A 13,568-nucleotide genomic window follows, 5' to 3' on the forward strand; every position below is an offset into this window, starting at 1 on the left:
GGCATTTGTAAGGGGGTGAATAAAATTGCAAAAGCTAAAACTACATGGCTTCAATAACCTGACCAAAAGCCTGAGTTTTTGTATCTACGATATTTGCTATGCAAATACTGAAGCTGAACGTGATGGCTATATTGCTTATATCGATGAGCAATATAATGCCAATCGCCTGACAGAAATTCTGACCGAAACCTGTTCCATCATCGGCGCAAATGTCCTGAATATTGCCCGCCAGGATTATGAGCCACAGGGTGCCAGTGTGACCATTCTGGTCAGTGAGGAACCCATCGATCCCAAAGATATTGATACGTCAGAACATCCGGGTCCGCTGCCCAACTCCGTCGTTGCGCACCTTGATAAGAGTCATATCTGTGTACATACCTATCCAGAGAGCCACCCAGAAGGCGGCCTTTGCACCTTTCGTGCCGACATCGAAGTATCGACCTGTGGCGTGATCTCCCCTCTTAAGGCGCTTAATTATCTGATTCATCAGCTGGAGTCAGACATCGTCACGGTGGATTATCGCGTGCGCGGCTTTACGCGTGACGTGAACGGCGTGAAACATTTTATCGACCATGAAATCAATTCTATTCAGAACTTTATGTCTGAAGACATGAAGGGCATGTACGACATGGTGGATGTTAACGTTTACCAGGAAAACATTTTTCACACCAAGATGTTATTGAAAGAATTCGATTTAAAACACTATCTTTTTAATACCCGCCCTGAAGATCTGACGCCTCAGGAGCACAAACGTATTACCGACCTGCTGTGGAAGGAAATGCGTGAGATATACTACGGCAGAAACATTCCGTCAGTGGGATTAAAAACGTACTAGTCACCCTACCGCTGCCCTGCCCCCTGCGTGGGGGCCATTTTCCCCTTCGTCATCATCCCTGCCTCTTCCCGTTTCAACCACAACAGGACTTATTATGCGCTGCGAACCAGGATGGCCGCCGTTCGGGTATTTTGCCTCTTCTGGTGGCTGTATCACCTGGTTGCCGCGAGCATTGGCCCGGAAATTCGCACAGCACCCCGCGTGTCATTTTTTCCTGCTTAGCACGGTCATCGCTGCCCTCCTCCGGCCTTTTTTTTCACTTCTCCGCTACAACGCAGGTGTTAATTCAAATATTCAGTACTAAACACTAAAAAACCAATCCAGCCCCCCTAAAAACATTATTTTAGTTAACATGAATTTATTTAATGAAAATAATGTGATTTAACAAAACCCATCGCTTTACGCATCGCTAACAAGTGGTTTTACCATGAGGGATATCACATTATATCGCAAGAAAACATAAGCTTAATTTTTGATTAAAAGTAAGCCATTTAAGGTTAGTCATCTAAACTCTCATTTAAAACCTTAAATATCATGAACATAAAAACACCCCCATTAAAAAAACCAATAAAACATAAAAATAACTTAATGATCGCATCACCCTGTGATATACATTAAAAAAATTTACTTTTTGCGGGTAATCGTTGGTAAGGAGAGTGATATGAGTCACGCATACTCTGTTATAAACATAAACAAACTTAATGTTTATGTGGAATTGGTGAAATGCAGCGTGCCCACACGTAACAGGACCATCCTGATAAATGGCGCGCTGGCGACCTCGTCTTCCTTTCGGAACTGGAAGCGGTTTCTGGCGGATAAATCAGATGTGATTACGTTCGATCTGCCTTTTTCCGGCAAATCGAAACCCTACAATGAGCAGGACTGTAATATCGTTACGCTGGATGATGAAGTGGCGATCATTCGGGAAATTATTTCAATCTATAAGCCTAACATTATTGCCTCTGCCTCGTGGGGCGGCGCATCCACGCTGAAGCTGTTAAATAACGGCGAAGATGGCCTGGAACACGCCATTATTGCGTCTTACTCTTTCGAATTTAACGATCGAATGCGCACCTACGTTAAACAGGCAAATCTGTACTCAAAAGAGAAAAAATTTGTCGATCTTGCGCATTTGATGAACGATGAAGTCGGCGCCTATTTGCCGAACAAAATGAAATTCTGCAATTTCAGACACCTCACCACGCTGGATGAAATTGAGTACCGCCAGGGGCGCTTCCACCTTGAGCAAATCGCTAATATTCGCAATCATGACTACAAAAGTATTATCGATAACTCGGCATGTCAGTTTCACTTTATCAATGGCGATCTGGATATTCATACGCCGCAGAAAAACATTGAAGAGATATGCGGCGAGTCGGACAAAACCTGCTTTTATCAGATCAGAGATGCGGGACACTTTTTAGATCTGGAAGGAAAAGTTAGCCGGGAGCGGACGGCTGCCGCCTTTAACACCATTTTTAACCAAATTGGTGTCTGAAATGAAAGTGATCATTGGCGCACTCGGCTCAGCTGGCGATGTCTTTCCCTGTATTGAAATTGGATCGCTTCTGAAAGAAAAAAATCACGATGTTTATTTGCTCGCTAACGATTACTTCAGGTCGGAAGCCGTTTCACGCGGACTTTCCTTTGTTGCGGTGGGCGATGCAGAAACGTACGTCAACGCGGTACAGGACCGTTCGCTGTGGAAAAAAAAGCACTCTCTGAAACGTATCTCACACTATATGGCGGAACAGCAGGAAGCCATGTTCAATGCCATGTGCGCCCTCGTGGATGATGACTGCATTATCATTCATTCTTTATGGTGCTTCGCTGCAAAAGCGGTAAGTGACAAATACCAGATTAAGAAATATGCAATCAGCCTGACCAATTCAAATTTAAAATTGCAGCCCGGGCGTGTGGTTAACGCCCTGGAAAAAGGCCTGCGAATGAATCTGAACTGGAAACTGGCCTTATTTCAACGCGCACTGGTGTCACCCGCACTTCAGGATACGCTGGACAAATTACGCCGCGACAATCACCTGCCCGCCTGTCGAAATATTTATGCTGACTGGGTGAGCGGTGGACAGCGTTTGATCGTGTTATACGAACCCTGGTTCTATCAGAAAAAAGCGCGTAACGGGTTTTACGCTGGTTTTATGCTTAATAAAAGCCGTGCATCAACGGATGACGAACAGATTACCGCCTTTATTGACTCCCGGACGGTGGTGTTTTTTACCAGTTGGGCACTGGCTGAGAAAAAGTCCGTTAGCCAGATATTGCAGGATTTAAAAGCTGAGGGGTTAAAATGCGTACTTGTCACGCCAACAGCAACCGCCTTGTCGGTGAACGATGACGTGATGACCGTACCTCAACTGAATATTGCCCTTGTCGAAACGTGCTTATTTGCCATTCATCATGGCGGTATTGGCACCACCGCGCAGTTACTCAAGAATGGCGTTCCCCAACTGATCTATCCCCGCGCGTTCGATCAGTTTGAAAACGCCCGTGCACTCAAGCGGCTGGCCTGTGGGCTGAAAGGAAAAGGGATAAAAGAAATCCGGAAAATGGCGGCGCTTTCACGCCATAAGAAACATAATTGCGATTACTACGCGGCGCAATTTGATAAAACGGGCAATAAAGGCCACGAACTGGAAAACTTTCTGACCCGTTAAGCCATCCGGCACAGCCAGCCAGGCATGATTTACCCTGGCTGGCCGACGGGCATCAGATCTGAAACGCAGCAGTTAATACTCTCAGGCTCCTTGCCTGTTCCGTTAACGACTGGGATGCAGAAGCGGACTGTTCGACCAACGCCGCGTTGCTCTGCGTTACGCTGTCCATTTGGGTCACAGCCACGCTGACCTGCGAAACGCCCTGCATTTGTTCTACCGATGCCAGAGCCAGCCCATCCATATATTGCGCGAGCGAGGCGACCTCGCTCGCGGCTTTAAGAATACTGTGTGCCGTATTATCTGCCGCTTTTACGCCTTTCTCGACGCCACTGACGGCTTCTTCAATCAGGGTGCCGATTTCTCGTGACGACGAGGCGCTGCGTTGAGCCAGCGTCCGGACTTCGCTCGCCACCACGGCAAAACCGCGACCATGTTCACCTGCTCTTGCTGCCTCAACGGCGGCATTCAGCGCCAGAATGTTCGTCTGAAACGCGATGCTTTGAATGACCGCCGTAATCTCTTTGACCTTGGCCGCACTCACCGAAATGCTGTGCATGGTCTGACTCATTTCATTGACGGCTTTTTCACTGGCGCGGGTCAGCGATTCCGTCTCGCGAGCCGAAGAGGCGGTGGATTCTGCGACGGAAGTGTTATTGCGCACGGTAGCGGTAATCTGCTCCATACTGGCTGCCGTCTGCTGCAACGCGGCAGCCTGCTCCTCCGTGCGGGAAGAGAGCTCTGTATTTCCCTGTGCGATTTCGCTGGCTGCCAGTTCAACCGACGCAGCGGAATCTTTGATCTGAGAAACCAGTGTCCGTAGATGATTTTGCATATTGGCCAGCGCCGCAAGCAGCTTGCCGGTCTCATCCTTGCGATCCACGGTAATGACGGAGGTCAGGTCGCCCCGGGCGATGGTATCAGCCGTATTAACCGCCAGCGTCAGGGGACGGGAAATGCTACGGGAAATAAGCAGTCCCAACACCAATGAGATGCCTGTCGAAAGCACCAGTCCGCCTGTTAACGTCATTTTGGTCTTTGTACGCTCACTGATTAACTCGTCTGCACGGGACTGCAGCAACGATTTTTCAGTGACAATCATTGACTCAATGACAGAGCGCATCGCATCCATTTGAACTTTCCCTTCATCCGAGGCAAAGAGCTCAAAAAAGCGCTGCTGATCCAGCGAGCCCTGATTCAGGCGTTCGCGCGCAGCGATCACCTTTTGGGCATAGGTTTCCAGCCAGGCCTTTTGTCTGTTTTCCAAATCAACTAAACGTTTCTGCTGTTCCGGATTATCCTGGGTCAGCTGATGCGTACTCTCCATATATCTATTAAACGATTGTTTTCCTTCATTAAACGGGACCAGCATCTGCGGTTTGCCATTGAGCGCAAAACCACGCACGCCCGTTTCCATATTAAGCAGGTTTTCGGTGGCCTTGTTTAATCCCTCAACAACCTGATAAGTATGAATATTAAGCTGGCTGACTTGTGTTACCCGGCCAAAACCGGCATAAAACAAGCTACAAACGATGATCATGACCAGCGTAATCGCGCCAAATGCGATATAGAGTCGTGTTCTGATAGATGTATTGCTGAGCATAATTTCTCCGCGAGTGGAAAAAAACAAATTCCATTAATTAACTGAGAATAATGACAAAAATATTAATAATCAGGCCCGTAAGTTTAATGAAAAGCCTGTTCACGCACCCAAAAATGAGTGACGAAAATATAAGCGCATTAATGTCCAGTTGATTATTAACGCAGTTGCTGAAATTTCCACTCCGTTACATTTTTTAATTTTAAGCCACGTCAATAAAGCGCAGAGATGCTTATCTATCACTCCGCAGCCTCAGCGGAACGCAGAGTAACTTAACGAGATAAAACCGATTAAAATCAATAACCTTAAAAAGAGATGAGAATGAAAATGCTTACAGCACTGCGTTAAAGGAGCAACGTGCGACGTTAATTTGACTTAGCGCCATCGCATTATTAACCAATTAAATTTCATCACTCATGTTAAAACCGCCCGTCACCTCCTCATCTTTTTGGTGAAAGGTTATATTTTAATAAAACAGAACATCGCGCCCGGTATTAAATATTGTCCTGCCCCGCGTGCTCTTAATACAAATCAGCCCTACCTTGTGCTCTCTGAAATCGATTTTAACCTGCACATCGACTGCAACGTCGCCGATGTGCAGGCCAGAGCTTAAGGTTGGAGATACAACTCTTCTATGTAGTGCAGGGCTTCGCATAGCGTACTGTCAGTGCCAAATCCCCCCGCCTTGGTAATAACCGGCAGGTCATCAATTTCACTGTTCACAAAGGTGCCGCAGGGGATACAGGGGGCGACTTCGCTCTGAATACGATAACCTTCTGCGCCCAATGCGTTAGCCACCGCAATAGCGATGTCCCCACCGGTGAGAAACAGGCCGCCGGTACGGGCACGATCGAGAATCGCCAACGTGATGTCTCCCAGCCGCTGACTCAGCTTTTCACCTAAGGCTTCACGACTCAGTTCGTAGTGCGCCGTCAGAGCATCAATCTGATTACGATCGTCAACGCTGCTGCTGGTCTGAAGAACACAGTGCCTGTTCTGCATCAGAATCTCGCACGCCTGGGCCACGATATGCTCGCTCTCATCTTCAGGCCCCAGAAGGGTTTGTACCGCAATTCTGACAACGTCAACCCGTCCTGAGCGCTGCGCCTGCTCAACCTGACGTCGGGTCATTTCACTCATTGAGCCTGCCACCACCAGTACGGGCAGAGTTTGATGCATAGTCATGTAACTTTCAGCCGGAAGTGCATTCGCCAGACCCGCCGCACCGACTAATAAAGGGGGCTGGGTCATGGCCAGCGCAGCCTGGGCAATGAGCGTCAGATCGTTATCATTTTCGGCATCCATGACGACGATGCCCCCTCCCTGCCCTGCCAGACGTTCAAACCGGGCACGTAGCTCTCCGCCTCTTACCACGTCCAGCGACATTTCACTCACCGGCAGACGCGTCTGTAAGCCGATAAGCGTACTGATTCGCGACGAAATAATCGGAGTGCGAGGATCGCTGGCAAACTCTGTTTCCAGCAACGGACGCTGGTGCACCAGACACTCACCCTGGCGCGTGGTGCGGCCTGCCGAAGGTATGGCCGCGGCAACGATCGCCAGCGTGGCACCACTTGCCGCCATAGCTGCGGCAATCTCAGCCCCGGGGTTACCCCGCAGGGTTGAGTCGATTTTTTTATAAATCAGTACGTTATTTTGCGTCGTGCCCAGCCAGGCAGAAAGCGCCCGAGTAACGGCAATGCCTGCCTGATCTGCGCTAAGCGCCCGGCTATCCGTGTTGATGACGAGTACGTCAGTCCGCCGCGAGGGTTTCTGCTGTGGCGTCAGCATCACTTCGGTGCGTGCGCCCTTTTTGGCCAACTGGACACCGGTATCGTTTGCGCCCGTAAAATCGTCGGCGATGACAAGCATTTTCATCATAACTTCTCCGTGGATGACAGCGATCGCTGCAGATTACGCTTTGCCACCCATGAGGTCAGCATGGGCGTTAAAATTGCGGTAACAATGACGGACGTCGCGACCAGCGGCGTGGCCGCCGCAACGACGTCCGCCAGGGCGGGATCGGCGTGAGCAATAGCAACAGGCGTGGCGACGGCATTACCCGCCGTGCTGGATGCCGCCGCGCCGGCAATTCCGCTGCCACCTAACAAGCGATCGACTTTTATATTAAAGAAGCCGCCGACGAGCGTGGTCAAGCCCCCCAGAATGATGCCAGCCAGCCCGCCTTTGAGCAGCATGGCAAAATCAATGCTGGCGCCCAACGCAAAGGCAAAGAAGGGAATCAGTATCGGGCCGCCCTGAGAGAAAAAGTCGCGCATTTTTGGATCGAGATTACCGAGCAACATGCCCAGCAGCATGGGGACGATTACCACCACCACCGACATGACAGGAATATTTGCCATTCCTGCCGCGCCCAGGGCAATCATGGTGAGTACCGGACCATCGTTGAGGGAAATCACGGGGGTCGCGCCGACTTCATTGTCCTGGCCAAACTCCCCCGCGAGGGCGGCATAAAGGCCGCCATTCGTATTGCTCATGGCCGAAATGACGGCGACCGACGTCAGTCCCCACAGTCCCTCCGCGCCAAAAAAGGTATCTACAGCAAAGCCCACGGCCACAGCAACAAGAAACTTGCTTGCCGTGACGCCACCGCCTATCAACAAGGCTTTCGGTGCCGCTTTGATATATATCCCTGCGCCCATACAAAACAAAAATGCCCCAATCAAAGCAGGTGCACCTTCTTTAAAAAGCGCGGTGGTAAAGCCGCCCACCTGTAAGGCTTCGGGCGCGAACGTATTCACAATGGCCCCTAAAACCAGCGGGACAACCATCATACCGCCCGGGATTTTTTCAACTGTTGCTTTAATATCCATATCATCACCATTTTGATTAATTATAATCATTATGATGATATTAAATCATTTAGAAGAAAATTGCGGCATGAATCGCAGAATAGCACGCGGTTAGTTGAGCACAATCAATCAATACGGAGGGGAACAACAGGGCCTGCGATACTCACCGGTGTTATCTGTTCTGCATAAAGCGCCGCCAGGCAGCAATGACCGCCAGAAAATCTTCCATACCACAGAAGCACAAGCTTTCTTCATCGTAATAATTCATGCCCTCTTCCATTTCATCGCCTTCAAAATTCAGCGTATTCGCGCGGACAATCACCTCTTCGTCATCCATCCACAGCGTGTATTCCCGCCCGATACGTTGCCACTGACGTTCACTCCCTTTTAATTTATGGGCTTCCGCTTCCACCTCATCCAGCACGCTGGCATCGTGCTCGACCTCTTCATTAAACCAGTGGCCCAGTGCTTCATGTCCCATCGACATACGAACTTTCACTTTGCCCGTGATGTCACGTAGAAATTCATACTCCATGATCTTATCTCTTTATCAGTCACTCGCGCTGTTATACCGCTATTTTCATTACCCTGCACCTGCTTAGCGCACACATCCGGCTTCCTTCAGGACCCTTTTCAGGCATAAAAAAAGAGGAACGCCAGAGCGTCCCTCTTAAATGGACCAACGGTCAGCAATCAGACGGCGGTCTGGAAAATCACGCCATCCGCTTTTTCAGTGTACTGGCTCAACTGGTCAAAGTTGAGATAGCGATAGGTATCGCTAGCCGTTTTATCCACCTGCGCCATGAACTGCTGATACTCATCTGGCGTTGGGAGCTTACCTAACAATGATGAGACCGCCGCCAGCTCCGCAGAAGCCAGGTAGACGTTAGCCCCTGTTCCCAGACGGTTCGGGAAGTTACGGGTTGAGGTCGATACCACCGTTGCGCCATCGGCCACACGTGCCTGGTTACCCATGCACAGTGAACAACCGGGGATCTCGATACGCGCGCCACTCTTACCGAATACGCTGTAGTAGCCTTCTTCCGTCAGCTGTGCCGCATCCATTTTGGTCGGTGGTGCGACCCACAGACGGGTTGGCAGTTGGCCTTTGTGGCTGTCCAGCAGCTTACCTGCCGCGCGGAAGTGACCGATGTTGGTCATGCACGAACCGATAAAGACTTCATCAATCTTCTCGCCCTGCACATCTGACAGCAGACGCGCATCGTCAGGATCGTTTGGCGCGCACAGAATCGGCTCTTTGATCTCCGCCAGATCGATGTCAATCACCGCAGCATATTCTGCATCGGCGTCGGCTTCGAGCAGTTGAGGATCCGCCAGCCATTTCTCCATGCCTTCAATACGGCGCTCCAGCGTACGACGATCGCCGTAGCCTTCTGAGATCATCCATTTCAGCAGGACAATGTTAGAGGTCAGATACTCTTTGATCGGCGCCTGATCCAGCTTGATGGTACAGCCTGCAGCAGAACGTTCTGCCGATGCATCGGTCAGTTCGAACGCCTGCTCGACTTTCAGATCGGGCAGACCTTCAATTTCAAGGATGCGACCGGAGAAGATGTTTTTCTTGCCTTTCTTCTCAACGGTTAACAGCCCCTGCTTGATGGCATACAGCGGAATGGCGTGAACCAAATCGCGCAGCGTAATGCCGGGCTGCATTTTACCTTTAAAACGCACCAGGACCGATTCTGGCATATCCAGCGGCATTACGCCGGTCGCAGCCGCAAAAGCAACCAGACCCGAACCTGCCGGGAAGGAAATACCGATTGGGAAGCGGGTGTGAGAATCCCCGCCGGTGCCGACGGTATCCGGCAGCAGCATACGGTTAAGCCATGAGTGAATCACGCCATCGCCCGGACGCAGGGAAACCCCGCCACGGTTCATGATGAAATCTGGCAGCGTGTGGTGCGTGTTCACATCGACTGGCTTCGGATAAGCCGCCGTGTGACAGAACGACTGCATCACCAGATCGGCAGAGAAGCCCAGACATGCCAGGTCTTTCAGCTCGTCGCGGGTCATAGGACCGGTGGTGTCCTGCGAGCCCACCGAGGTCATCTTCGGTTCGCAATAGGCACCCGGACGGACGCCGTCAACGCCACAGGCGCGGCCAACCATTTTCTGCGCCAGTGAGTAGCCACGTGAGCTTTCCGCCACGTCTTTCGCGATACGGAACACGGTGCTGACAGGCAGCCCCAGGGATTCACGCGCTTTGCTGGTCAGGCCACGACCAATGATCAGGGGAATACGGCCACCGGCACGCACTTCATCAATCAGCACGTCGGTTTTCAGTTCAAAACTGGCCAGCAGATCGCCGGTTTCATGATTGCGCACTTCACCTTTAAACGGATAGATATCAATGACATCACCCATATTCAGGTCGTTCACATCCACTTCGATCGGCAGCGCGCCGGCATCTTCCATGGTGTTGAAGAAGATAGGTGCAATCTTGCCGCCCAGAACAACACCACCGCCTTTTTTATTCGGCACGTTAGGGATGTCATCGCCCATAAACCACAGCACCGAGTTGGTGGCCGATTTACGGGATGAACCTGTGCCCACTACGTCGCCCACATAGGCCAGCGGGAAACCTTTGGCCTGCAGTGCTTCGATCTGCTTAATCGGCCCGATATTACCCGCCTCATCTGGCTCAATCCCTTCGCGAGCATTTTTCAGCATCGCCAGGGCATGAAGTGGAATATCCGGACGTGACCAGGCATCCGGCGCCGGAGACAGGTCGTCGGTGTTGGTTTCACCCGTGACTTTGAAAACCGTAACGGTAATTTTTTCAGCCAGCTCAGGACGTGACAGATACCATTCGGCATCCGCCCACGACTGCATCACCTGCTTCGCGTGTGGATTGCCTGCTTTGGCTTTTTCTTCAACGTCATAAAAGCTGTCAAACATCAGCAACGTGTGGGAAAGCGCTTTCGCCGCGATCGGTGCGAGTTTCGCATCATCTAATGCTTCAATCAGAGGATGGATGTTGTAGCCGCCCTGCATGGTACCGAGCAGTTCAACGGCTTTTTCAGGAGATACCAGAGGAGAGGTGGTTTCGCCTTTGGCGACAGCAGCCAGGAAACCTGCTTTAACATACGCCGCTTCATCGACGCCGGGTGGTACGCGGTTGACCAACAAATCGGTCAAAAATTCTTCTTCACCCGCAGGTGGATTTTTTAGCAGTTCAACCAGCGCGGCCATCTGGGAAGCATCTAATGGCTTAGGTACGATCCCTTGGGCAGCACGCTCGGCAACGTGCTTACGGTATTCTTCTAGCACGACGTTCTCCTCGCTCTCATTGTATGGGTTTCCGGTGCACCCTGATGACAACGCATTCCATGAGTAGGGTAAGGTGCCCGGTTCCGCGTGGGGCAGCATAGCAGGATTTCAACGCCTTGTTAATCTGTTTACAAAAAAGCAACATTAGGGTTTTCTGTAGCAGAATGCGCTAACTAATCCGGTTTAAACGGAAAAAAAGCAGGGCGTAAAGCCCTGCCGGTTCCCCCAGTCATTCCGCTGTCTGCTTAGCGATCAATCATGCCATATTCTGCATTCGCATAGCGTTCACCCCTGATGTTTTGCGGCGCAAAGAGCCTGTCCAGCGTGTCACTGTCCGCCCCTGTCAGGACGACATTCGCTGCGGCACAGTTTTCTTCCAGATGATGGACCTTGCTCGCTCCCGGAATCGGCACAATATCTTCCCCCTTCGCCATGACCCACGCCAGCGCCAGTTGTGCCGCAGTAATACCATAACTGTGTGCCATCTCAGTGAGCTGCGCGACTAACTTTTGGTTATGTTCCTGTGCCTGCTGCTGAAAACGGGGCAAACTGCGGCGGAAATCATGCGGCTCCAGCGCGTCGACCGACGTCAGTTTGCCCGTCAGGAAGCCCCGGCCCAGCGGACTGTAAGGCACAAAACCGACATTCAGCTCACGACAGGTCGCCAGAATGTCCTGTTCGGGATCGCGCGTCCAGAGTGAGTATTCGCTTTGTAAGGCAGAGACGGGATGGACGGCACAGGCGCGCCGCAGCGTAGCCGATGAGACTTCAGACAACCCAATATAGCGGGCTTTTCCCTCTTTAATCAGATCTGCCATCGTGCCAATCACGTCTTCAATCGGTACGCTCGGATCAAAACGGTGCTGGTAAAGCAGATCGATATGATCGGTCCCCAAACGGGTTAATGATCCTTCGACTGCGCGACGAATATGCTGAGGCTGGCTGTTAACGCCCGTCATCTTTTCCCAGCCCTGGCCTTCACCAGTAATCGCAAAACCAAATTTTGTGGCAACCGTGATATTGTCGCGGCGGCCTTTAAGGGCTTTAGCGATGAGCACCTCGTTGGTAAAGGGACCGTAGATTTCGGCGGTATCCAGAAAGTTGATGCCCAGTTCAATTGCACGAGACAGTGTATTCAGAGCCTGCTGCTCATCATTGTTGCCATAGGCGAAGGTCATGCCCATACAGCCGAGTCCCAGCGCTGACACGCGTAAACCCTGATTACCTAATTGACGTTGTTGCATGATGTATTCCTCTTTAATTGCGGTGTTATTGTTATAATCCTCATCAATATCAACAACAATTGCGGTTTTCTTGCCCATTCAGTGAGGAAAATTCATTAATGACACTTTCGCGGGCCACCCTGCAGGAACTGGAAATGTTCAGTGCGATTGCACACCACCGGAGCTTCCGCAAAGCTGCACAGGCGCGCAACGTGACGCCGTCTGCGCTGAGCCACGCCATGCGTCATTTTGAGCAACGGCTAGGGGTGAGATTGCTCAACCGCACGACGCGCAGTGTCTCACTGACCGAGGCAGGACAGCATTTTCTGCAGCGCATTCAGCCTGCCTTACTCGATTTATCGCAGGCCGTGGATGAACTCAATGACTGGCGAGCCCGGCCTCACGGTACGCTGAAACTCAATATGCCCCGCTCTGCAGAAGCGCTGTTTTTTGACAGCCTGATCCTGCCCTTTCTTCAGCGCTATCCGGACATTACGCTGGAAATTGACAGTAACGATGCGCTGGTGGATATCCTTGAAGCCGGTTTTGATGCAGGTATTCGTTACGGCGATGTGCTGGCGCAGGATATGATCGCCCTGCCCTTTGGCCCGGCAATGCGTACACTGGTTGTCGCGAGCCCGGCGTTTATCGAACGTCATGGTGCCCCGCAAACACCAGACGATCTGCTGCAGTTTCTCTGCATTGAGCGGCGTTTCCCGAGCGGGCAACGCTATCGCTGGGAATTCATGCACGCAGGGAAAAAGCGGGAAGTCGCCGTCAGTGGCTCTCTGGTGCTGGATAACAACGAACGTATATTGCAGGCCGCCCTTGCGGGAGCAGGGATTGCTTTTCTGCAGGAGGCCGTGGTCAGTGCCAGTCTGCGAAGTGGCTCCCTCGTTGAGCTGTTAAGTCACTATACGGAAAATGCCGATGGCTTCTGGCTCTACTATCCCGGCAGGCGTTATGTCTCAGCACCATTACGTCATTTTATTGACTGGTTACGTGTTAATAATAACGAAGTGATCAACCATCAAAATTAACAGTAACATAAGAACCGAGAAATAATTATTTTAAAATAGTCATTAATAAATCAGCAAAAATAACATTTAAAATATAAAAGACAGAAAATTTTATTAA

The 13,568-nt window shown here is 51.0% G+C and carries 10 protein-coding genes; 4 read left to right on the forward strand and 6 right to left on the reverse strand.

Features of this window, described 5'->3' with window-relative positions:
- Positions 1 to 25 precede the first annotated feature (25 nt).
- The 3 genes from speD (at position 26) to GKC68_RS18145 (ending at position 3,507) form a co-directional block, all read left to right on the forward strand.
- On the forward strand, positions 26 to 835 hold the full coding sequence (speD, locus tag GKC68_RS18135; RefSeq protein ID WP_013024649.1) for an adenosylmethionine decarboxylase: 810 nt from the start codon (positions 26 to 28) through the stop codon (positions 833 to 835).
- Positions 836 to 1,565: 730 nt separating this feature from the next.
- Positions 1,566 to 2,333 carry an alpha/beta hydrolase gene (locus tag GKC68_RS18140; RefSeq protein WP_230624183.1) on the forward strand — a complete coding sequence of 256 codons (768 nt, stop codon included), beginning with the start codon at positions 1,566 to 1,568 and terminating at the stop codon, positions 2,331 to 2,333.
- 1 nt (position 2,334) lies between these two features.
- Positions 2,335 to 3,507 (forward strand): nucleotide disphospho-sugar-binding domain-containing protein, encoded by a 1,173-nt coding sequence (locus tag GKC68_RS18145; protein WP_342656387.1) that lies wholly within the window; start codon positions 2,335 to 2,337, stop codon positions 3,505 to 3,507.
- Between the two features lie 52 nt (positions 3,508 to 3,559).
- Here GKC68_RS18145 and GKC68_RS18150 read toward each other — a convergent pair whose 3' ends face one another.
- From GKC68_RS18150 to GKC68_RS18175, 6 genes are all read right to left on the reverse strand, one after another.
- Positions 3,560 to 5,107 (reverse strand): methyl-accepting chemotaxis protein, encoded by a 1,548-nt coding sequence (locus GKC68_RS18150; protein ID WP_263793405.1) that lies wholly within the window; start codon positions 5,105 to 5,107, stop codon positions 3,560 to 3,562.
- Positions 5,108 to 5,713: 606 nt separating this feature from the next.
- Positions 5,714 to 6,982, reverse strand: coding sequence for a four-carbon acid sugar kinase family protein (locus GKC68_RS18155; RefSeq protein WP_047713607.1), 1,269 nt, complete (start codon positions 6,980 to 6,982; stop codon positions 5,714 to 5,716).
- Positions 6,982 to 7,938 (reverse strand): 2-keto-3-deoxygluconate permease, encoded by a 957-nt coding sequence (locus tag GKC68_RS18160; protein ID WP_047713606.1) that lies wholly within the window; start codon positions 7,936 to 7,938, stop codon positions 6,982 to 6,984. The genes GKC68_RS18155 and GKC68_RS18160 overlap by 1 nt, the downstream gene beginning before the upstream one ends.
- 151 nt (positions 7,939 to 8,089) lie before the next feature.
- Positions 8,090 to 8,452, reverse strand: a complete 363-nt coding sequence (gene yacL / locus GKC68_RS18165) for a protein YacL (RefSeq protein WP_013024643.1) — start codon at positions 8,450 to 8,452, stop codon at positions 8,090 to 8,092.
- Between the two features lie 158 nt (positions 8,453 to 8,610).
- Positions 8,611 to 11,208, reverse strand: a complete 2,598-nt coding sequence (acnB, locus tag GKC68_RS18170; RefSeq protein ID WP_089528123.1) for a bifunctional aconitate hydratase 2/2-methylisocitrate dehydratase — start codon at positions 11,206 to 11,208, stop codon at positions 8,611 to 8,613.
- Between the two features lie 245 nt (positions 11,209 to 11,453).
- Positions 11,454 to 12,452: an aldo/keto reductase gene (locus GKC68_RS18175; RefSeq protein WP_058706004.1), complete on the reverse strand. Its 999-nt coding sequence runs from the start codon at positions 12,450 to 12,452 to the stop codon at positions 11,454 to 11,456.
- 98 nt (positions 12,453 to 12,550) lie between these two features.
- Here GKC68_RS18175 and GKC68_RS18180 point away from each other — a divergent pair, with 98 nt between their 5' ends.
- Positions 12,551 to 13,471: a LysR family transcriptional regulator gene (locus GKC68_RS18180; protein ID WP_047713601.1), complete on the forward strand. Its 921-nt coding sequence runs from the start codon at positions 12,551 to 12,553 to the stop codon at positions 13,469 to 13,471.
- Positions 13,472 to 13,568: the final 97 nt, after the last annotated feature.

This window comes from Pantoea sp. RSPAM1 (assembly GCF_038816185.1).
Classification (GTDB): Bacteria; Pseudomonadota; Gammaproteobacteria; order Enterobacterales; family Enterobacteriaceae; genus Pantoea; species Pantoea ananatis.